Annotated in this window: 16 protein-coding genes and 1 pseudogene; 2 read left to right on the top strand and 15 right to left on the bottom strand. The window is 49.1% G+C overall.

Translation table 11 applies throughout. The features are described from left to right. Positions 1 to 4 precede the first annotated feature (4 nt). The 7 genes from V8Q34_RS16755 to V8Q34_RS16725 all read right to left on the bottom strand — a co-directional run bounded on the left by V8Q34_RS16755 (position 5) and on the right by V8Q34_RS16725 (position 7,929). Entirely contained in the window at positions 5 to 1,903 is a 1,899-nt protein-coding gene (locus tag V8Q34_RS16755; RefSeq protein ID WP_033139457.1) for a YgiQ family radical SAM protein, read from the bottom strand. After that, positions 1,900 to 2,577 carry an HAD family hydrolase gene (locus tag V8Q34_RS16750; protein WP_033139456.1) on the bottom strand — a complete coding sequence of 226 codons (678 nt, stop codon included), beginning with the start codon at positions 2,575 to 2,577 and terminating at the stop codon, positions 1,900 to 1,902. The genes V8Q34_RS16755 and V8Q34_RS16750 overlap by 4 nt, the downstream gene beginning before the upstream one ends. Next, positions 2,570 to 3,286: a pseudouridine synthase gene (locus V8Q34_RS16745; RefSeq protein WP_331466702.1), complete on the bottom strand. Its 717-nt coding sequence runs from the start codon at positions 3,284 to 3,286 to the stop codon at positions 2,570 to 2,572. Before V8Q34_RS16745 ends, V8Q34_RS16750 begins: the two co-directional genes overlap by 8 nt. Then, entirely contained in the window at positions 3,286 to 4,641 is a 1,356-nt protein-coding gene (locus V8Q34_RS16740; RefSeq protein WP_033139454.1) for an RsmF rRNA methyltransferase first C-terminal domain-containing protein, read from the bottom strand. Before V8Q34_RS16740 ends, V8Q34_RS16745 begins: the two co-directional genes overlap by 1 nt. 13 nt (positions 4,642 to 4,654) lie before the next feature. Then, a complete protein-coding gene (locus V8Q34_RS16735; protein WP_033139453.1) occupies positions 4,655 to 5,473 on the bottom strand; it encodes a GTP pyrophosphokinase in 819 nt (272 codons plus the stop codon). A gap of 187 nt (positions 5,474 to 5,660) precedes the next feature. Beyond that, complete coding sequence (locus V8Q34_RS16730) at positions 5,661 to 6,329, bottom strand: M23 family metallopeptidase (RefSeq protein ID WP_227210667.1); 669 nt, start codon at positions 6,327 to 6,329, stop codon at positions 5,661 to 5,663. Positions 6,330 to 6,480: 151 nt separating this feature from the next. Continuing rightward, positions 6,481 to 7,929: an aminoacyl-histidine dipeptidase gene (locus V8Q34_RS16725; RefSeq protein ID WP_033139451.1), complete on the bottom strand. Its 1,449-nt coding sequence runs from the start codon at positions 7,927 to 7,929 to the stop codon at positions 6,481 to 6,483. A gap of 671 nt (positions 7,930 to 8,600) precedes the next feature. On the opposite strand from V8Q34_RS16725, the gene V8Q34_RS16720 reads away from it, so the two are divergent. Beyond that, positions 8,601 to 9,545: a sporulation protein gene (locus tag V8Q34_RS16720; RefSeq protein ID WP_033141725.1), complete on the top strand. Its 945-nt coding sequence runs from the start codon at positions 8,601 to 8,603 to the stop codon at positions 9,543 to 9,545. Here the strand turns inward: V8Q34_RS16720 and V8Q34_RS16715 are convergent. From V8Q34_RS16715 to V8Q34_RS16700, 4 genes and pseudogenes are all read right to left on the bottom strand, one after another. Further along, positions 9,525 to 10,151: a hypothetical protein gene (locus V8Q34_RS16715; RefSeq protein ID WP_033141726.1), complete on the bottom strand. Its 627-nt coding sequence runs from the start codon at positions 10,149 to 10,151 to the stop codon at positions 9,525 to 9,527. The two genes, V8Q34_RS16720 and V8Q34_RS16715, sit on opposite strands and share 21 nt — an antisense overlap. Positions 10,152 to 10,173: 22 nt before the next feature. After that, positions 10,174 to 10,665 carry a pantetheine-phosphate adenylyltransferase gene (coaD, locus tag V8Q34_RS16710; RefSeq protein WP_033141727.1) on the bottom strand — a complete coding sequence of 164 codons (492 nt, stop codon included), beginning with the start codon at positions 10,663 to 10,665 and terminating at the stop codon, positions 10,174 to 10,176. 10 nt (positions 10,666 to 10,675) lie between these two features. Then, positions 10,676 to 11,233: pseudogene (gene rsmD / locus V8Q34_RS16705) on the bottom strand (16S rRNA (guanine(966)-N(2))-methyltransferase RsmD); the annotation flags it as partial. A 14-nt stretch (positions 11,234 to 11,247) separates the two neighbouring features. Then, on the bottom strand, positions 11,248 to 11,640 hold the full coding sequence (locus V8Q34_RS16700; protein WP_033141729.1) for a methylglyoxal synthase: 393 nt from the start codon (positions 11,638 to 11,640) through the stop codon (positions 11,248 to 11,250). Between the two features lie 265 nt (positions 11,641 to 11,905). On the opposite strand from V8Q34_RS16700, the gene V8Q34_RS16695 reads away from it, so the two are divergent. Continuing rightward, positions 11,906 to 12,127, top strand: coding sequence for an alpha/beta-type small acid-soluble spore protein (locus tag V8Q34_RS16695; protein ID WP_033141730.1), 222 nt, complete (start codon positions 11,906 to 11,908; stop codon positions 12,125 to 12,127). A 133-nt stretch (positions 12,128 to 12,260) separates the two neighbouring features. Here the strand turns inward: V8Q34_RS16695 and V8Q34_RS16690 are convergent, their stop codons facing one another. The 4 genes from V8Q34_RS16690 to V8Q34_RS16675 form a co-directional block, all read right to left on the bottom strand. Next, positions 12,261 to 12,680: a DUF6465 family protein gene (locus tag V8Q34_RS16690; RefSeq protein ID WP_033141731.1), complete on the bottom strand. Its 420-nt coding sequence runs from the start codon at positions 12,678 to 12,680 to the stop codon at positions 12,261 to 12,263. Positions 12,681 to 12,764: 84 nt separating this feature from the next. Continuing rightward, the gene (locus tag V8Q34_RS16685; protein ID WP_148392721.1) at positions 12,765 to 16,562 is read right to left on the bottom strand and encodes an FtsX-like permease family protein; all 3,798 of its coding nucleotides are present in this window, start codon (positions 16,560 to 16,562) and stop codon (positions 12,765 to 12,767) included. An 18-nt stretch (positions 16,563 to 16,580) separates the two neighbouring features. After that, positions 16,581 to 18,638 (bottom strand): ATP-dependent DNA helicase RecG, encoded by a 2,058-nt coding sequence (gene recG, locus V8Q34_RS16680; protein ID WP_033141733.1) that lies wholly within the window; start codon positions 18,636 to 18,638, stop codon positions 16,581 to 16,583. Between the two features lie 108 nt (positions 18,639 to 18,746). Next, a complete protein-coding gene (locus V8Q34_RS16675; RefSeq protein ID WP_033141734.1) occupies positions 18,747 to 20,396 on the bottom strand; it encodes a DAK2 domain-containing protein in 1,650 nt (549 codons plus the stop codon). Positions 20,397 to 20,413 lie beyond the last annotated feature (17 nt).

Raw genomic sequence — 20,413 nt, 5'->3', positions numbered from 1 at the left:
ACGATCACCTACTCTTCTTTTTGTGGATATTTCTTATGGTTTTCTTTTTCTGTGTATTTCTGCGGTCTTTCATTTTGCTGCCGCGTTCGGCTTCCTTCCTCTTTGTATCACTGCCATTTCCTGTACGGATAAGACATTTTCTGTCTGTCCCAATCAGGTCAGTCCTTCCCGCCGTTATAAGGGCCTCTTTTACAAGTTCCCGGTTCGCGGGGTTCTTATACTGGATGAGGGCCCGCTGCATGGCTTTTTCATGGGGATTTTTCGGTATATATACCGGCTCCATGGTTCTCGGGTCCAGGCCGGTATAATACATACAGGTGGACATAGTGGAGGGTGTGGGGTAGAAATCCTGCACCTGTTCCGGCGTAAATCCCATATCACGCACATATTCCGCAAGCTTGACAGCCTCCTTCATGGTACATCCCGGATGGGAAGACATGAAATATGGCACTGCATACTGTTTTTTACCGGTGCGCGCATTGGCCTTTTCAAAATCTTTCAGAAATTTTTCATACACCGCATGTTCCGGCTTGCCCATATAGGTAAGCACCTGGTCGGAAACGTGCTCCGGCGCCACCCGAAGCTGGCCGCTCACATGATACTGCGCAAGCTTCTCCAGAAATTCCCTGTCCTTGTCTGCCTCCACATAATCAAAGCGGATCCCGGAACGGATGAAAACTTTCTTCACCCCTGGAATCTCCCGGAGTTTTGCCAGAAGCTCCAGGTAGTCCCTGTGATCTGCCTCCAGATTTTTGCATGGTTTCGGATACAGGCACTGACGGTTTTTGCAGACACCCTTTGTCATCTGCTTTTTGCAGGCTGGCTGGCGGAAATCCGCGGTAGGACCGCCCACATCGTGGATATACCCCTTAAAATCTTTCTCCTCTGTACACATGACAGCCTCATCCAGAATGGATGCGTGGCTTCTTACCTGTACGATCCTTCCCTGATGAAAGGTAAGGGCACAGAAATTACAGCCTCCGAAACATCCCCGGTTGCTGGTGAGGCTGAATTTGATTTCTTCAATTGCTGGTATCTTCCCCATTTTCTCATACATGGGATGATAGGTACGGGTGTAAGGCAGACCATACACCTCATCCATCTCCTGTGTTGTGAGTGGTTTGGAGGGCGGGTTCTGCACCAGATACCCCTGTTTTTCATATGGTTCTGCCAAAACCTTTCCGGTAAAAGGGTCCATATTCTCATACTGAATGCGGAAACTCTCGGCATAGGCTTTCTTGTCCCTGCAAAGCTCCTCATAGGAGGGCAGGATCACGCCTCCCGGCAGTTCCATAGTACGATATACCGTACCGGGTATATCATGGATATCACGGATGGACATCCCCTCATTCAAAGCTCTGGCAATGGCAAGGATACTCTTCTCCCCCATACCGTAGGAGATCATATCTGCCCCGCTGTCCAGAAGCACGGAGCGCTTCAGGGAGTCAGACCAATAGTCGTAATGGGCAAATCTTCTGAGGGATGCTTCAATACCGCCAATGATCATGGGTGTGTGTTTATAAATCCTGCGGATCAGATTGCCGTACACAATGACTGCCCGGTCAGGGCGAAGCCCCATTTTCCCTCCGGGAGAATAGGCGTCTGTACTCCGGTGCTTTTTTGATACGGTATAGTGATTCACCATGGAATCCATATTGCCTGCTGACACAAGAAAGGCCAGACGCGGTTCCCCGAACACAGTGATGCTTTTCTCATCTTTCCAGTCAGGCTGTGCAATGATCCCCACACTGTATCCGTAAGATTCCAGAAGCCTGGTAATGATAGCCGTACCGAAAGAGGGGTGGTCCACATAGGCATCCCCGCTCACATAAACAAAATCCGGCTGTGTGATTCCCCTCTGTTCCATCTCCTGCCTTGTCACCGGCAAAAATCCCGTTGTCATAAAAGCACCTCATATGTGTGATTCATCACCTGAAAATAATCATCAATATAATAATCTGCCAAATCTTTCTTCTTATCTGCCTGCTGTGCACTGAAGGCGTCCTCCACGGCACAGACCTTCATACCGGCATTTTTCCCGGCCAGGATTCCCATGGGGACATCCTCAAACACAAGACACTCCTCCGGCTTTTTATGTAAGCCCGCCGCTGTCTTCAAGTACACATCCGGGGCCGGTTTGCCTGCCGGCACGTCACAGCAGGTGGTAATGTCCGTAAAGTATTCTTCTATGGAATGGGCTTTCAGCACCATCCGGATCAGCTCGATACTGTTGCTGGAACAGATGGCCGCAGGAATTTTTCGCTCTTTTAAATAGCCCAAAAACTCACGCGCCCCTTTCTTCAGGGGAATCTCATGGCAGTATTTGTGTTCTGCCATGGTCACCCAGGTACTTTTGATGGCTTCCAGGGAATCCGGAAGGGCAAAGCGTTCTTTAAAATATGCCGCGGTCTCCGTGAACCCCATTCCCTCCAGCTCCTGCTGGAACTCTTCCAGGTTCTCCGGCACTTCCAGCCCTTTCATGGCCAGAAATTCCTCGTCCACAGCCTTCCACATCCACATGGAATCCACCAGGGTTCCATCCAAATCAAATAATACTGCATTGATATTTTCAAGCATTTTTCTTTAACCTTTCTATCTCTTCCTCTGAAAGTTTCCGGTATTGTCCGGGTTGTAACGTTTCATCCAAAATAAGGCTTCCCATGGAAAGCCTTTTTAAGTATAACACCTCATTGCCCACGGCTGCAAACATTCGCTTCACCTGGTGGAATTTCCCTTCTCTGATGGTGATGAAGCACTGTCTGCCCTCCGGCTCATACTCTGTGATCTCTGCAGGCATGGTAAGATTTTTTTCACCGATATCCACACCTTCACACAGCTTTTTGCAGTCCTCCTTTGAAAGTTCGTCCCTCAGGCGCACAAAATATGTCTTGTCCACATGCTTTTTCGGGGAGAGCAGCCTGTGAGCCAGCGCCCCGTCATTGGTGATAAGAAGCAGCCCCTCTGTATCCCTGTCAAGCCTGCCTACGGGAAACAGATCTTTCCTCTTTTTGGAAGGTATGCAGTCCAGCACGGTTTTGTCCCTGCTGTCCTCTGTAGCAGAGACCACGCCCTGGGGTTTATTGAGCATATAATACTCAAAATCTTCATATACTACGCGCTCTCCGGAAGACAAAATCTCATCTGTCTCCGGGTCCACTTTCAGCTCCGGCTTTGTGGCGGTCTCACCGTTTATGGTGACCTGTTTGGCTTTCAGAAGCTTCTTTACCTCACTTCTGGTACCAAGGCCCATATCCGCCAGATATTTATCTAATCGAATCTTTCCCATTACTGCCATCTCCATCCGGCATAGTATTTATTTTTCAGGATTCCGCCTGCCAGCTTGCCGAATCCCAGAGGATAGTCCCTGACACATATAAGCTGCCATCCCTTCTGCTTTTCCACCGGCAGATCCGATACATCCAGAGTTTCCCCTTTCAGATATTTGACTGTGCGCACATCCTCAGGCTCCAGCCGGATACAGGAGACAAATTCCTCCGGCTTTAAAGCCATGGCCAGTGCCTGTGAAGGCTCAAATCTGTTTTTCTTCACATCACCCAGATAGAGTCCTGTGCGCAGGAAGCGCAGCTTCGGCACTTCCACCCTGCCCGGGAGCAGGTAAAGTCTGTCCCTGTCCAGTTTTAAGTTCTCCCTGTCTATGGGATATGACAGAAGCGATAAGAACTCCTCCGCACAGTCCGGCAGTTTGGGTGCTTTTCTTTTCCCGGTCCGCAGATTTTCCTGCCCCGGTCTGCTGTCCTCTCCGCTTTTTTCAAGCAGAGCCAGAAAATGTCCTTCGCCCGGCATTCTGTGAGGGAAAATCCTAACACATTTTTCAAGTCCGGCGCCTTTTGCAAATCCTTCATAGGGAAGGATTTCCTTCAGACGCATATCCGGCATCTCCTGCAGCAGATATTCAATCACTTCCTCGTCCTCTTTCCTTGAAAATGTGCAGGTGGAATACAAAAGCATTCCTCCCCCGCGCAGCATGCGGGCACCCTGGAGGATGAGCTTTTTCTGTACAGGCACATAAGCCTCAGGTCCTCTCTCCTTCCAGTATTCCATCATTCTGGGTTCCCGGTGGAACATTCCCTCCCCGGAACAGGGAGCGTCTATGAGTACCTTGTCAAAAAAGCCTGTAAAATTCCGCTCCAGAACCTCCGGGTCCTCGCTTGTCACATAGACATTGGGAATGCCTGCCATCTCCAGATTCTTAAGCAGAGCCTTTGCCCGGCTGCTGCTGATGTCGTTGGCCAGAAGCATTCCTTGTCCCATAAGCCGTCCGCCCAGCTCCGTGGCTTTACCGCCCGGAGCCGCGCACAGATCCAGTACGCAGTCTCCCGGTTCTACAGGAAGCCTGCTGGCCGGTGTCATAGCGCTTGGCTCCTGCAGATAATACAATCCGGCAAAATAATACGGATGCCTGGATGCCCGCTCCTCCTCCTTCAGAAAATACCCGTTTGGTATCCAGGGTATCTTCTCCATGGAAAAGGGGGTGATGGCTTCAAATTCTTCGCAGGTAATCTTTGCTGTGTTGACACGGAGTCCCTGCATGACCGGCAGGTCAAGGCTCTTTTTATAGGCCTCCAGCTCCGTGCCCAGCAATTCTTTCATCTCTTGTTCATAATCACTCGGCAGATTCATTGTCTCGTCCTTTTTACATAATTTCTTCTGTAGCTACTGCCTGGGCCCGATAGCCCTCAGCGATAATATCCAGCTCCCGGTGGAACCGTTCCAGTCTGGATAAATCCTTAGTCTCATAAATCCGGTAAAACTCATCCTGTATTTTTGCCACTTCCCTCTTGTTGGAATAGTGGTATAGATTCTCAATATTATTCAGAATCCCTGACACCAGATTAGACTGGTGCAGCATGGAATTCTGGGCATCCATAACCTCATTCCGGACAGAAGACATTTCCTCGTCCAGAAGCAGTATGGACTGGGCTGCATGATTTAACCGCGCCTTTAAGTGAGGCGGCATATTTCCCTTATACTTATATTGCAGGGAATGTTCGATGGTAGCCCAGAAATTCATGGCAAGTGTCCGGATCTGGATCTCAGCCCTGATGTCTTTCGGGCCATCCAGAGTCTCCACATGATACAGAACGATCATATGATAGCTTCTGTAGCCGCTCTCCTTCATGTGTGTGAGATAATCCTTCTCCTCCACCACCTGCATATCCCGGCGCTTTCTTATGATTTCTGCCACTTTTTCAATATCTTCATAAAACTGGCAGATCACCCGGATGCCGGCAATATCTTCCACCTTCTCCTCCAGGTCTGCCCAGGATATATTTTTTCTCTGCATTTTTTCCAGAATACTGTTGATCGTTTTGACTCTTCCGCTGACTTGTTCAATGGGGGAGTACAGGTCCTTTTCTTTGTGCTCCTTCTTCAGATGGTTGAATTTGATAACCAGCTCTTTGACAGCAAGTTCATACGGAATCAGCAGTTCACGCCATAAATGTATCTCCATAAGACATTACTCCTTACCAGTGCGCCTGTTTTTCTATCCCTTATCATTGCCGCGTCTGCTGCGGCACAATCTGCGGGGTGCCCAAGTGGGTATCCGGAGCCGCGCGCTTTGTTTTCCCTATAACGGCCCGGTTTTCGCGTAAGGTATTTTAAGTATAGCATATTTCTATAACTCTCACCATAGAAATTCAGTAACTTATCTCCTTTGTATGATCCTTCAGGTATACAAGCACAGGGTACGGGTTCAGGGCATATTCCTCATCCTGACCGTATCTTGTGTATAATCCCATATGTAAATGGGGTGCAAACTTTCCGCAGGTCCCCTCCTCACCATATCCGCTGTCACCTAAAAATCCCAGAAGCTCTCCCGCCTTCACAGCTTCCCCCTCCAAAAATTCTCTGCCGTAACCGCTCAGATGGGCATAGTAAAAATAGCCGCCTTTCGGACTTCGGATTCCAATCCTCCAGCCGCCCAAAGGGAGCCATCCCACTTTCTCCACGGTTCCGTCCGTGATGCTGATGACAGGGTAATACCCGGAAAGCATTGCTTTACCGAAAATGTCGCAGCCTTCATGTTTCCGCTTTCCTCCATAATTCCGCTCCTCCATCCAGGTATCCGTAAAGGAAAACGGATCTTCCCTTTCCTGAGGGCGGACCGCAAGGGGAAAATACTCCATATCCTGCCAGAAAGGCAGATATAGCCGCATTTCTCTTGGAGACATTCCCGCGTTCTCCATCTCCTCCACAGGAATACCGGCCTCACGCAGGATATCCAGGGAAACATGTTCTTTCAGGGAACTGATGGCAAAAACATCCGCAAACACCAAAATCAGAAAAAACAGTATCCATTTCCGCACAAAAATTCCCCCATCTGACATAAAATTCGGCTGTGCCTGTACCAGAGCCTGTAAAGATCGGCTCTTACCCGTACATATCATTTTATGAACAGACAGGGGAAAATATTCCAATTATTTATGACAATAGAAAATTCGCAGAGCGTGCTTTCTATTATTTCAATCTTTTCAATACTTCCAGCAGATACTCATAGACCCTTGCTGTGGAGGAGATGGAAAGTGTCTCCTCAGAAGTATGGATATCCTTCATATTCGGTCCGATGGAGATACAGTCAAGCCCCGGGATCTTCTCATAGAACAGGCCGCATTCCAGACCTGCATGGATCACCTGGACAGCAGGCTCCTCCTTATACATTTCTTTATATACCTGTACCATCAGCGGACGCAGGACAGAATCCTGGCGGTACTCCCATGACGGATAATCTCCTTCCACATGGTACTCACCTCCCAGAAATTCAGTCAGGTACTGAATCTTTCCTGCCAGCGCCTTCTTGGCAGAACCTGCGGAGCTTCTCACGCTGGTGGAGCAGGCCAGGCACTCACTTCCCAGTCTTGTAACCCCCACATTGCAGGAAGTCTCCACAAGCCCGTCAATGAAACCGCACATTTTCTGAATACCATTGGGATAATTCATAAGGAAGAAGATTACTTTTTCCTGGCTTACAGGATGAAGCACCTGTTCCGTCTGCTCACCCCGGCACACAGCCGTCACTGTGATACCCTCATCTGTACCTGTATACTCTTTTCTCAGCATCTGTGTAAACTCTGCCGCATAGCTCACCAGCTTTTCCCCGTCTTCCTGTTCTGTCAGCACGGATGCCTCTGCCTGGCGCGGAATGGCATTGTCCTTTTGTCCGCCGCTCAAAGATATCAGCCCAAACTCTCCGAACTCTCTGAATTCATGGAGAAATCTGGCCAGAAGCAGTGTGGCATTTGCCCGGATCTTATCAATCTCCGCTCCGGAATGCCCTCCCAGAAGTCCATCCACCTTGATATCATAGCGGATTCCTGTTCTCTCCTGATAATTAACAGGCAGCTCGCTGATACTAGTCATACCGCCTGCACAGCCTGCCCAGAGGATTCCCTCCTCCTCGGAGTCCAGATTGATCAGGTATTTTCCCTTTAACGGGGCAGTATCCAGTGCGGATGCGCCCAGAAGTCCGATTTCCTCATCCACGGTAAACACAGCCTCAATGGCCGGATGCTGCAGTTTATCATCCTCCAGAATGGCCAGCTCATAGGCCACGGCAATGCCGTCATCCCCGCCCAGAGTCGTACCGTCCGCATGTATAATATCGCCCTCCACAAAAAGTGTGAGCGGATCCTTCGTAAAATCATGTGTACTGCCCGGAAGCTTCTCGCACACCATATCCACATGCCCCTGCAGAATCACTCCCGGTGCATTCTCATATCCGCTGGCTGCATCCTTAAAAATGATCACATTCCCTCTCTCGTCCTGTATATAGCGAAGGCTGTGTTCTTTGGCGAAAGCCGCAAGATAATCACTGATCTGCTGTGTATTGCCGGAACCATGAGGAATTTTTGTGATCTCCTCAAAATAATGGAACACTCTTTCCGGTTTCAGATTTTCTAATACTGACATATTGATTCCTCCTGTAATTTTATTCCTCTGCTGTCTTCTATTTTGTCACATTCTCCCCCGCTTGGCAAGGGGATGGGGGATTTTTACCTGTTTTAGTTTGGTGGCTCACGGACGGGGCGGCGGGGGGAAGCTGTCTGTGTCCGCTCGAGGTTCCGGAAGCAGTGAGCTAACCGATAACTGCGGCTAAGACGCTCAGCAGAGGCTTCGCGCCTAAGTCTCCGTAATCGGTGGATCTCACAGCCTCCTCCACTTAGCCTCGCTGACACAGACAGCTTCTCCCCGCCACCCCTGCTCCTTTTCTCCGGAAGTCTAAAACATATAAACTTTTTAAATTAATAAAAAACATTAAAAAAATCACTTACATACGCTGTAAGTCCTTCAAAACACATCCCGCGGCCTGTGAAAACCAGGAAGTGTATGGGAGGAGGGCAGGGGAGGGAATTCCTGTGAACGATGTCTCAGTGGAGCGCCGGGGAGATCCACCTGCCCCAGTTACTTAATGAAGAGGCCATTGCCGATGAATTTAGTAAATGGGAGCAGGTTAGCTCCCCGGCAGCGGAACGCTTCGTTCACAGGAAATCCCTCCCCTGCCCTCCTCCCATACACTTCCGTCCGCATTCATCCTCCCACCCCCGCATATAATTTAAAAAACCACCAGGAGCTCCCCCCCTATGAAACGTTTTCTATTCCTACTCCCCTTCCTAATTATGCTATCTTTTCTCCTCCTATTCCCGGACACCTCATTTACCTGTGCAGCTTCCGGCCTGATGCTGTGGTTTGAGACCCTGCTGCCTTCTCTGCTGCCCTTCATGATCATTTCAAACCTGCTGATCCGGACCGACCTGCTGAAAAAATGGATCCGCATACCGTCAGGCCTGTGGCACCGCTTTTTTGCCCTTACCTGTGACGGCGCCTACGCACTGCTTCTGGGATTTGTCTGCGGCTATCCCATGGGCGCCAAGGTGACGGCTGACCTCTACCGGGAAAACAGGATTTCCAAAAAAGAGGCAGAATACCTTCTCACCTTTGCCAATCACCCTGGCCCGTCCTTTCTCTCATCCTATGTCTGCCTGCAGGCGCTGGGACAGAAAGCACTGATTCTTCCCACCTACTGCATCATTTATCTTGCCAACTACCTGTGCTGCCTTCTCTTCCGAAAGAAAGCAGACCACAGCGCCATTGCCGCTGACACCTGCCCCCCGGCAGGAAATGAAAAAGAGATATCCATCCAATCCCCACTGGGAGAAATTCTGGATACCTCTATTATGAACGGATTTGAGTCCATCACAAAACTGGGAGGATATATCATCCTCTTTTCTGTCTTCCAGGGTGTCATCAAAAAAGTATTTACACCTCTCGGGCCGGTTATGTATGTCATGTGCGGTGTCACGGAAATGACCACCGGAATCACTGCCCTGGCAGGCACCGGCTGGAGTCTTACTTTTTTATACCCCATGCTGCTGGGGATCACCGCCTTCGGCGGCATCTGCGTTGCAGCCCAGACAAAGTCCATGCTTGCGGGAACAGACCTGTCCTTCGGGCCTTATGTATGGGCAAAGCTTACAAACTTTCTGCTCACAGGCCTTCTGGCATTCTTATTCGTCGAAATCATCTAAATCATCATCATCCAGGGAAACGCCCTCAGTCTCCGGTGCAGCCTCCTGTACCGGCGCAACGCCTCCTAACTGAGGCTGCAGTTCGCTTCTGTTTCTGTTGATCACATCCAGAGAAGCCTGCAGGGAACGTACGAACTCATTGTATTTGGAACCGGCATCCTCAAGAGTATTCGCCATGATCTGACCCATGTTAGCCATCATTTCATCGGTATAGGAAATTGCACTGAGGCGCAGATTGTTGGCATCGTTTGTTGCCGCGTCAATGATATCCTGTGCCTGACGGTTAGCAGTATTCACAGTCTCATTGGCCTGCGCGTATGCCTGCTGCATCACCTCAGACTCTTTTACCATCTCCTGTACCTGCACTTTTGTCTCAGCGATGATAGCGTCTGCCTTAGCCTGGGCATCAGCCAGGATGGCATCCTTATTGCTGATGATCTTCTGGTATCTCTTGATTTCATCCGGAGTCTTCATACGCAGTTCACGAAGCAGTTCTTCTAATTCTTCCTTGTTCACTACGATTTTCGTGGTGGACAATGGCTGATATTTGCAGCTCTCTACATATTCTTCAATTTCTTCGATAATCTGTTCAATTCTGCTACTCATAATCATTCTCCTTATTGTATTCTTACTTTTTTTCCTTCTGTGCGAATTTCTCTCTCACTTTTTCAACGACGTATTCCGGAGCGAACTTGGAAATATCCGCGCCGAAATAGGCGGCTTCTTTTACAGTGGTGGAACTCAGATAAGCGTACTCCAGGCTGGTAGTCAGAAACATGGTATCCACATCTCTGGCAAGCACCCGGTTGGTCTGCGCCATCTGCAGTTCATATTCAAAATCGGTAATTGCCCGCAGACCGCGGATAATCACCTTGGCATCACAGCTTCTGGCAAAATTCACCGACAAGCCTGAAAAGGATGTTATCTTCAGGTTCGGGATATCTGCCGTCACTTTCTTTAATATATTAACACGTTCTTCCACAGAAAACAACGGACTTTTTTCAGAATTCATCAAAACTCCAACAATTACCTCATCAAAAAGTTCCGCTGCTCTCCTTATCACGTCCAGATGTCCAAAAGTTGCCGGGTCAAAACTGCCCGGATAAATTGCTCTCACCATTGCTCGTATCTCATGCCTTTCTCAGGAAAATGTGCCGGTTCGTCTTGTATCTCTTGTCTTTTACCATTGTGAAGCCATACTCTTCCAGATAATCAAAAGGTGTCTCTAAGGAGGCTTCCACCACAATCAGGGTGTCCTCATCCACATAGGATGCTTTGGAAAGCACCGAAAGCACCTGTTTTTCCAGTTCCCTGTTATAGGGAGGGTCCATGAAAATACAGCCGAAGGGCTCACTGCCCTCCAGAACACCCAGGGCGGAAAATACGTCCTGGCAGTAAAGTTCTGCGCTGTCAGCAAGCCGGGTAAATTTCAGATTTTCCCGGATACACTCTGCCGCTTTTTTATTTTTTTCTATAAAGACACACGAATATGCCCCTCTGCTCAATGCTTCAATCCCGATGGCACCGCTGCCTGAAAATATATCCAGGAACCGGCAGTCACACAGATACGGCTGCAGCATATTGAACAGCGTTTCCTTGATTCTGTCGGTGGTCGGCCGGGTGTCCGTACCGGGGATTGTCTTGAGGGGCATACTCTTTGCACTTCCTGCAATCACTCTCATCTTGTTGTAATTCCTTTTCTCTACTTATTCATACGCCAGTCCAGATCCCCCTGGTCAAGTCCCAGTATCAGGGATTCCGCTGTAGCGATGTTTGTAGCGATAGGGATATTGTACTGGTCACAGCACCGTGATATCTGGTAGACATCCGGTTCTTTCTGATCGATCATAGCCGGGTTATAGAAAAAGATCACCATATCTATATCACCGCGTTCTATCATCTCCGTAAACTGCTTATCGCCGCCCATGCTTCCCGGAAGGAATTTATGCACATGCAGATTGGTCACTTCTTCAATCCTTCTGCCTGTGGTTCCGGTGGCATAGACCTGGTGTTTTGCCAGAATATTCTTATAAGCAATACAAAAATCTTCAATCAGAGGTTTTTTACTGTTGTGCGCTATAATACCAACATTCATATTCTATCATCCTCATTTTCTTTTATCAGAACAATTATAGCAAATATAACAACTAACTGCAATTATTATTTTAAATTTTATACATATTTTACAGAATTATACAAATCCCCTTACGCAAATTAAATGTTTTATTCACCGAATCACTATTGTAATACAATTCACAAAATTTGTCAAAACTTGAAAGAACTTCTAGGTGTAAAAAAAGTAATAAATCACATACTACCATTGTAACAAAAAAACAAAACATTTAAGGAGGAAGAAAAACATGTCTAACACAAATTCTTCTAACAGCGCAGCAGTACCCGAAGCAAAGAGTGCATTAAACCGTTTCAAATATGAGGTAGCCAACGAGTTAGGTGTACCGCTTACAGACGGTTACAACGGAAACCTGACTTCCAAACAGAACGGTTCCGTTGGTGGTTATATGGTTAAGAAAATGATCGAAGCACAGGAAAGACAGATGTCAAGCGGATCTACTCAGCTTTAATCTTCGTCCTGCCTGAGAAACATACTTTCTCAGAAAAAAGTTGAATGATCACTCATTCAAAAAAGAGGGCGCTTCTTCCGCATGAAGGAGCTCCCTCTTTTCCTTTTACATAAAACCCGTTGAAAATAAGTTCTTATAAATCCACTTTATTTCCGCCTTCTTTGTATTCATTGTTGATCACATAGTAAGCGGCGTTCTCTTCCGGTTTGATGTAAATCTGCATTTCTTTGATGTCGCTCTCTTTTTTTCCGGTCTCGTCCATCCATGCTTTTTTTACACTGTTTTCAATATCTTCAACCTTGTATTCGTTGCCCAGGCACTGAACATAAACAAATTTCTTTGCTTCCGCAGCTTTTGCGGCAGGTTTTACGGCTGCTTTTTTCTCAGCTACGGCTTTCTTTGCAGCGGCACGTTTTACAGGCTGTTTTTTCTCTGGTGTTTTTGCAGCTTTTACTGGTTCTGCAGCTTTTGCTGCCTCTGTCTTCTTCTCTTCGGTCGTTGTCTTCACAGCCTCTGTCGCAGCTGCTTTTGTCGTTGATTTCTTAATAGGCATAATAAATCTCCTCCTTTTACATACCCTTTGAAATTTCGATTTTCCCGTTAATCATATACCTTTTCCGGGAAAATTTCAAGTTTTTTACTCTACACTTTTCATGGACTCCACCATATCCACCTTTTTCAGACGGAAATGCATGAAGAAATTTACCACTGCTGAAAAGAATAAAGTGATCAGGATACTGTACACAAAACTGATGATTTCTATGTCTCTGCCGAACATCATAATATCTGTCTCGGCAGTCAGAATCACGAACCGATGCAGGATTTTTCCGAAGAAAATTCCCAGAAAACAACCAATCAAAGTCAGGCACACATTCTCCCTGAGCACGTATCTGGATACCTCCATATCATAAAAACCCAGAACCTTCAGGGTTGCCAGCTCCCTGATACGCTCACTGATATTAATATTATTCAGATTGTACAGAACAACAAATGCCAGAAGACCCGCGGCGATGACCAGCACATAGATGACCGTATCCAGGCTTTTCAGCATATTGGCGATCCTGTCCGCTGTCTTTGTAATAAATGAGACCTCAGATACCTGATCATAGGCCATATATTTCTCCTGCATGCTGTCTTCAAATGCGCTGTCCGTGGAAGTATTGATTGTGAGATAGTCCACAAATTCCGGCGTTTCCCCGAATACTTTGCCGTACAGCTCAGGAGAGATGTAGATGTAATGGAGGAAATAGTTCTCCGTGATATGGGAAACCTTCACCTCAAAATGATCTGTCTCCTCCTCCTTCAGAACCACAGTGTCGCCCTCCTTCACATCCAGCAGCTTTGCCAGCTTCTCTGATATGATGATCCCGTCATCGGAAAGCTCGTAATGCTCCTTCGTCGTACGGCTGCGCAGGTCGGCATATTTTTTAAATTCCTTTGCATTCTCAGGCACCATCACATAGGCGCTTTTGGTCACATCCTCTTTCTCATTTTCGATATCCATGGAGGTCTTGTAAACTGCCATAAAGGATTTGATATCCTTATCCTTTTCCATGGCGTCCATCACTTCCTCTTTTTCCTCCGGTGTGGTTTTATCCTCTAATACAATCTCTGCGTGGTAGGACAACAGGTCATTGTACTGGATCGTACCGATGGAGCGGACCGAATCCTTCACGCCGAATCCCACCAGCAAAAGTCCCATACAGCCGCCGATGCCCAGAACCGTCATGAAAAACCGCTTTTTATACCGGAACAGGTTCCGGACCGTGGACTTGTTGGTAAAGCTCAGGTGGTTCCAAATGATTCCCACACGTTCCAGCAGCACTCTTTTCCCCGACTTCGGAGCCGCGGGACGCATCAGGGTTGCCGGTGTGGACATCAGTTCCTTATAACAGGCGATTCCGGCTGCCGCGGTAGTACAGGCAATGGCCAGCAGAGTGGAGGATATGGAATATCCCGCGTGCAGCGGTGCCACCGCCTCAGGAAGATTGTTGTAGAGGATACCATAGGCATTGATGATGACAGGGGGCAGTATCTTCTGCCCTGCCACCAGTCCCGCCAGACTGCCTATGAGGGATGCCAAAAGCGCGTAACACAGATACTTTGCCGCGATGGAGAGTTTGCTGTATCCAAGTGCTTTCAGCGTTCCGATCTGGGTTCTCTCCTCCTCCACCATTCTTGTCATGGTGGTAAGGCATATCAGGGCTGCGACCAGGAAAAAGATCGCCGGAAATACGTCTCCTATGGCCTTTATCCTGTCTGCATCCTGCTCGTATTCCACATAAGTCTGTATGAAATCACGGTTGAGAATATACCATTTTGGCACCTCCAGATCATCCAGATCCTTCTGCCCATCTGCTACCTTCTGCCTGGCATCTGCAATCTTCTCATCCGCATCCGCCTTCTTTTCCTCATATTCCCTGCGTCCGTCCGCAAGCTTCTTCCGGTTCTTTTCAATCTCAGACTCCCCGTCCGCGATCTCCTTCTCCCCGTCCGCAAGCTGGGCCTTTCCATCCTCAAGCTCTTTTCTTGACTGCGCGATCTGAGCCTTTGCGTCCGCAAGCTCCTGCTCTTTGGATTCCAGAAGCTCCCTGGCCTCATCAAGCTGATTTTCTCCATCCGCAAGCTGAGCTGCCCCGTCCTCTATCTGGGCCTTTCCCGCTGCAAGTTCTGCTTCCTTTTCCGTAAGCAGTACCTCTGCCTGGGCAATCTGGTCCTCTCCGTCTGCAAGCTCTGCCTCCTTTTCTGCCAGGGTTTCCGCCTGGGCATCAAGTTGGTCGAGCTGCTTTTTCAGCTCCTCCAGTGCAGCCGGCAGGGTCTGCTGCTGCTCTTTTAACTGAGGTAAGGCATTGTCCATTTGGGCTTTCTGCTCCTCTAACTGCTGCAGGGTATTCTGAAGATCCGCAAGCTGTCCTGAGGCCGCAGAGATACCTGCCTCAATCTGGGCTTCCTGCTCTCTGGCCTCATTTAACTGCTCCTCCAACTGCTGTCGGATATCCTCTGCCTCAGGGGGAACAGCGGCAAGCTGCTCTTCCAACTGGGCGATTCCTGCCTGAACAACCGCCTGCTTCTGTTCCAGATCCGCGATCCCTGCTTCCGCCTGATGAATGCCGTCCGTAACCTTTGCTATGCCGTCCCGGACAGCCGGGAGTCCGGCCTCTATCTCCTGAATCTTCTGCTCTACCTGAGCAATGCCTGCCTCCGTCTGGGCAATGCCGTCTGTAAGCTGCTGTCTGCCCTGGGCGATCTGGGCTTTGCCTTCCTCCAACTGGCTGCGTCCGTCAGAAAGAGCTGCCTTCTGTGTGTCAAGCTCCTGCCATCCCTCTGCGATCTGATTCTCGCCGTCCGCTGTCTGGGCTTCTGCCTCCTCCAGCTCCCGGCTCTTCTCCTCCAGTGTGGAGGCATTTTCATAGTAGGTATTCCAGCCGTCTGCAAGCTGGTTCTCCCCGTCTGCGGCCTGTGCTTCCCCATCCGCAAGCTGAGCCTCCCCGTCAGTCAGTTTATCCCTGGCTGTCTGCAGCTCTTTTTTGGCATCGTCAAGCTTTTGCTGGGCGTCCGCAAGTTCTTTTTCCCCGTCATCCAATTCCTTTTTGGCATCCTCCAGCTTCTGCTGGTTCTCCTCTATCTCTGCGGATGCATCATCCAGCTTTTCCTGTCCCTCCCGATAGACAGACTCGTAGCGGATATCACAGCGTCCGTCCGCTATGGCATCCAGATGGTCCTCCACCTCTTTTACGGTATCCTCGTACTTATCTGAACCTGATAAAAGCTCTTTTGCTCCCGCCACCCGTATCACAGCCTCTGTATAGACCTCCAGGGAAAAGCTTTCTGCCGGAATGACCAGAAAACTGCTCAGCTCGCCGTTTCCTATTTTGCTGGTGCCCCTGTCCAGGCTGAGATAATAGGCAGTCGTTCCACTTCCCACAATCTTGTATTCTGTGACAGCAAGCGTATCTGCTATGTCATCATCTGTACCGGATTTCACAGAGATCGTATCTCCGATTTTATATCCGGAAAGACTCAAGAACCGTTCATCCGCAAGGCATTCATCCTTTTTTTCGGGCATACGGCCCTGCTTTACTGTTATCTTATTGATATCCTCATAGGCTGACATCATGCGCACAACAAGCTGTGCTTCTTCCGTACTGCACAGCACATCCGCGCTGTAGCCGCCCCGCACGGACTCCACACCCTTTATATCCCGAATCGCATCTATGTCCTTCTCCGTCAGGCCCAGGTCACTCAGCACGCGGATATCCATGAAATTGCTCTTGTCATACAGAAGGTCTGCCGACATATTCATATCCGGAGCCGCTGCCCTTACACCGGCAAAAAAGGCCACGCCCAGTGCCGCAATAAGCATTATGGACAGAAACCGGTTCCTTGTCTTTTTTATCTCCATAAAAAAATCTTTTGCTAACGCATTCTTCTTCATGCTGTCACACCTTTTTCTCTATAGTCCCGGCAGCTCCAGCCGTTCCTTCGCATAATCCAGAAGACGTTCTCTGAGCCTTCTGTGTTGTTCCAGTGACAGATCCGGGTCCAGCTTGAGGATCGCGCCTCCCGCCTCACTGGCCTCCTTCAGCACCTGTGCATCCTGGTAAATGTCAGCCAGCGCAAATTCCATATCCCCGCTCTGCCGGATTCCGAACAGATCCCCGGGTCCCCGAAGCCGCAGATCCTCCCCTGCGATCTCAAAGCCGTCATTGGATTTTACCAGGATCTCCAGACGCTCCTTTGTCTCCCGGGCATCCTGCCCCTGCATAAAGATACAGTACGACTGATGTTCTCCTCGTCCTACGCGTCCCCTGAGCTGGTGAAGCTGGGCCAGGCCAAACCGCTCCGCATTCTCCACCATCATGACAGTGGCATTTGGAACATTTACGCCGACCTCAACCACTGTGGTGGAGACCAGTATCTGTATCTCATTGGATGCAAAAGCACTCATGATCTTATTTTTTTCGGCAGGCTTCATTCTTCCGTGAAGAGGTTCCACCCTGATCTGCGGAGGCATGATATCTCGCAGGCGCTGTGTATAATCCAGTACATTTTCCGCTTCCAGACCCTCGCTCTCCTCCACCATGGGGCAGATGACATAGACCTGTCTTCCTGCCTGAATCTCCCGCTCCATAAAAGCATATGCTTTCGGACGGTAAGAAATATCCACCACACAGTTTTTTATGGGCAGCCTTCTGGCCGGAAGCTCGTCAATCACGGAGATATCCAAATCCCCGTACAAAATGATCGCCAGGGTCCTTGGTATGGGTGTGGCACTCATGACAAGAACGTGTGGCTTCTCCCCCTTTTTAGAGAGATCATCCCTCTGGCTGACCCCGAAGCGGTGCTGTTCATCGGTGACCACCAGGGCCAGATTCTCATACTGCACCTTCTCCTGGATCAGGGCATGGGTACCCACAACCATTCTGGTTTGTCCTGAGGATATCTTCTCATAGATCAGCCGCTTTTCCTTCGCAGTACAGGAACCTGTCAGCAGCACCGGTTCATAAGCAAGCCCCTGCTCCTCCAGCAGCTTCTTCAGCGCCTCAAAATGCTGGGCTGCCAGAACCTCTGTGGGGACCATAAGGGCAGACTGGTAACCGTTTACGGCTGCCAGTATCATGGATAAGAACGCGATAATGGTCTTGCCGCTTCCCACATCCCCCTGCACCAGCCTTGACATAAGGGAATGGCCTGTCATATCCCGCTCTATCTCTCCCCAGACACGCCTCTGGGCATTGGTCAGGGGATAGGGAAGGTTTTCTATGACATTCTCTGTCTCCCAGACCGGCTTTATGTTAAAATGGCTGACTGCGTCCTGGGTCTTCTCTTTCATCATGCGCACAGCCAGTATAAAAAACAAAAATTCATCAAAAACAAGTCTTCTCCTGCCAAGAAGCATATTCTTTTTATCTCTGGGAAAATGAATTTCCGATATTGCAAAATTATACTCTGCCAGATGATAGTGGCTGCGGAAATCCTCAGGCAGATATTCCTGCACAATCTCCTTCTCCTCCAATGCCTGATGCATGGTCTTGACTACCAGCTTGTTGGTCAGTCCCTTTGTCAGGCCGTATATGGGGTTCAGGGTGTGCAGCATTTCCCCGTACTTTTCGGGGGTAAACACTTCCGGGTGCTCCATGGTAAGGCGGCCCTTCTTCTCTGTGACCATTCCACGAAATATGTAGCAGCTTCCCGAGGCTATGGTGTTTCTTAAAAAGGGCATGTTATACCATGTCAGGGAAAGGCTTTGTCCCTCCTCTTTCAGAGCTGCCGTCACCACAGTGAGCCTGCCTGTACTGCGCACCCCCACTTTTCCGGCTATCCTTCCGGCCACAGCAGCTTTTTTGCCCGGCTTTAGCTCTGCCAGGCTTACCGGCTGCGCGTATTCCTCGTAATCTCTGGGATAGTACCTAAGCAGGTCGCCTACGCTTCGTATCCCAAGTTTTGCAAATAATTTTTCTGTCTTCTCTCCAATCCCCTTGATGGAACGGATCGCATCTGCTTCTCTCATCTTTGTAACTCCATCTCCGGCTCACACGCTGTCTTTCTTTTTGTGTAAAGAAGAGGTGTTTCAGCAGGCAAAGCCGCGTCCACACCTCTTATTTTTCAATCCCGCAGGTTATTCCACGGATACCACATAATAATAGATCGGCTGACCGCCGTCGTTTACTTCCACATCAAAATCCGGGTAGCGCTCCTCCAGCTTCTCACCCAGGCGCTGTGCATCCTCTGCACTCACATCAGACCCATAGTATACACTGATGATCTCCGTGTCCTCATCCACCATAGCGTCAATGGTCTCCATGGTAATGCCTTCCACGCCCTCGCCCACAGCTAAAATACCATGGTCACCGATTCCCATAATGTTGCCCTGGCGAATCTCCTTATCATCGATCTTCGTATCCCTCACCGCATAAGTGACCTGACCGGTCTTCACATTGCCGATGCACTGCAGCATCTCCTCTGTATTCTGCTCCACCGTCTTCTCCGGCACATAATTGATCATCGCCGTGATACCCTGAGGTATGGTCTTGGTCGGAATGACAATGATATTCTTATCTTCTGTCAGATCCCTTGCCTGGTTGGCTGCCAGAATGATGTTTTTATTGTTGGGGAACACGAAAATATTCTTTGCATGTACCTGCTCAATGGCTTTCAGCACGTCCTCTGTACTTGGATTCATGGTCTGGCCGCCTTCGATCAGATAGTCAGCGCCCAGATCCCGGAAGATATCTCCCATGCCGTCGCCTACCGATACAGAGATGAATCCCACCTCTTTTTCCGGAACGGCTTCTCTTTGCTGTGCTGCCAGCTTCTCAGCCTCTTTGATCACCTTTTCATGGTGTTCCAGGCGCATATTGTCAATCTTCATGTTGGAGAGCTGGCCGTAAGTCAGGGCTTTTTGGATTGCCATACCAGGATCATTGGTATGTACATGCACCTTCACGATTTCATCATCCGCCACAACTACCAGGGAATCTCCAATGGACATGAGATATTCTTTGAAAGTCTGCTCCTCTTTTTCCGGAAATTCCTTTTCCAGCATGATGATAAATTCTGTGCAGTAGCCGAATTTGATATTGCTCTCCTCCGCGGACACCGGTTTGCTCATGCCTGAGGACTTGGGCTTTTCAAAATTCATGTCGATCTCTTTGCCCAGATAGCCGTCATAGGCACCTTTCAGAACCTCCACCAGTCCCTGTCCGCCGGAGTCCACAACGCCTGCCTCTTTTAAGACAGGAAGCATATCCGGTGTTCTGGAGAGCACATGCTCCGCATGGGCGATCACATCCGCAAAGAAACTGCTGAGATCCCTGCAGTCCTCTGCGATCTCCAGAGCCTTGTCAGCCGCGCCCTTGGCAACTGTCAGGATTGTACCCTCTTTTGGCTTCATAACAGCTTTATAGGCGGTTTCCACACCCTTTTCAAACGCTTTTGCAAAGGCAGGTGCATCCACTGTATCATAATGTTCAATGGTTTTTGTAAAACCTCTCAGAAGCTGAGAAAGGATAACTCCCGAATTTCCTCTTGCCCCGCGCAGGGAACCGGAAGAGATGGCCTTAGCCAGTGTCTTCATGGTTGGATTCTCAAGAGCACTTACTTCAGAAGCGGCAGACAGAATCGTCAGCGTCATATTCGTTCCCGTGTCACCGTCCGGTACAGGGAATACATTCAGTTCATTAATCCATTCTTTCTTAGCTTCCAGATTTTTGGCACCGGCCAGAAACATCCTGCCAAGCATCTTCGCGTCAACGGTATTGGTATTCAAAACAAGTTTCCTCCTTA

Origin of the sequence: Blautia sp. JLR.GB0024, from assembly GCF_037000545.1 — a bacterium.
Classification (GTDB): domain Bacteria; phylum Bacillota; class Clostridia; order Lachnospirales; family Lachnospiraceae; genus Blautia; species Blautia celeris.
Note: the sequence above shows the minus strand (reverse complement) of the source record. Positions and strands in the feature narration are given on the sequence as shown.

Coding starts and splice junctions, on each gene's coding strand:
- V8Q34_RS16755 (WP_033139457.1), bottom strand. CDS start 1,903: ATGACAACGGGATTTTTGCCGGTGACAAGGCAGGAGATGGAACAGAGG.
- V8Q34_RS16750 (WP_033139456.1), bottom strand. CDS start 2,577: ATGCTTGAAAATATCAATGCAGTATTATTTGATTTGGATGGAACCCTG.
- V8Q34_RS16745 (WP_331466702.1), bottom strand. CDS start 3,286: ATGGGAAAGATTCGATTAGATAAATATCTGGCGGATATGGGCCTTGGT.
- V8Q34_RS16740 (WP_033139454.1), bottom strand. CDS start 4,641: ATGAATCTGCCGAGTGATTATGAACAAGAGATGAAAGAATTGCTGGGC.
- V8Q34_RS16735 (WP_033139453.1), bottom strand. CDS start 5,473: ATGGAGATACATTTATGGCGTGAACTGCTGATTCCGTATGAACTTGCT.
- V8Q34_RS16725 (WP_033139451.1), bottom strand. CDS start 7,929: ATGTCAGTATTAGAAAATCTGAAACCGGAAAGAGTGTTCCATTATTTT.
- V8Q34_RS16720 (WP_033141725.1), top strand. CDS start 8,601: ATGAAACGTTTTCTATTCCTACTCCCCTTCCTAATTATGCTATCTTTT.
- V8Q34_RS16715 (WP_033141726.1), bottom strand. CDS start 10,151: ATGAGTAGCAGAATTGAACAGATTATCGAAGAAATTGAAGAATATGTA.
- coaD (WP_033141727.1), bottom strand. CDS start 10,665: ATGGTGAGAGCAATTTATCCGGGCAGTTTTGACCCGGCAACTTTTGGA.
- V8Q34_RS16700 (WP_033141729.1), bottom strand. CDS start 11,640: ATGAATGTTGGTATTATAGCGCACAACAGTAAAAAACCTCTGATTGAA.
- V8Q34_RS16695 (WP_033141730.1), top strand. CDS start 11,906: ATGTCTAACACAAATTCTTCTAACAGCGCAGCAGTACCCGAAGCAAAG.
- V8Q34_RS16690 (WP_033141731.1), bottom strand. CDS start 12,680: ATGCCTATTAAGAAATCAACGACAAAAGCAGCTGCGACAGAGGCTGTG.
- V8Q34_RS16685 (WP_148392721.1), bottom strand. CDS start 16,562: ATGAAGAAGAATGCGTTAGCAAAAGATTTTTTTATGGAGATAAAAAAG.
- recG (WP_033141733.1), bottom strand. CDS start 18,638: ATGAGAGAAGCAGATGCGATCCGTTCCATCAAGGGGATTGGAGAGAAG.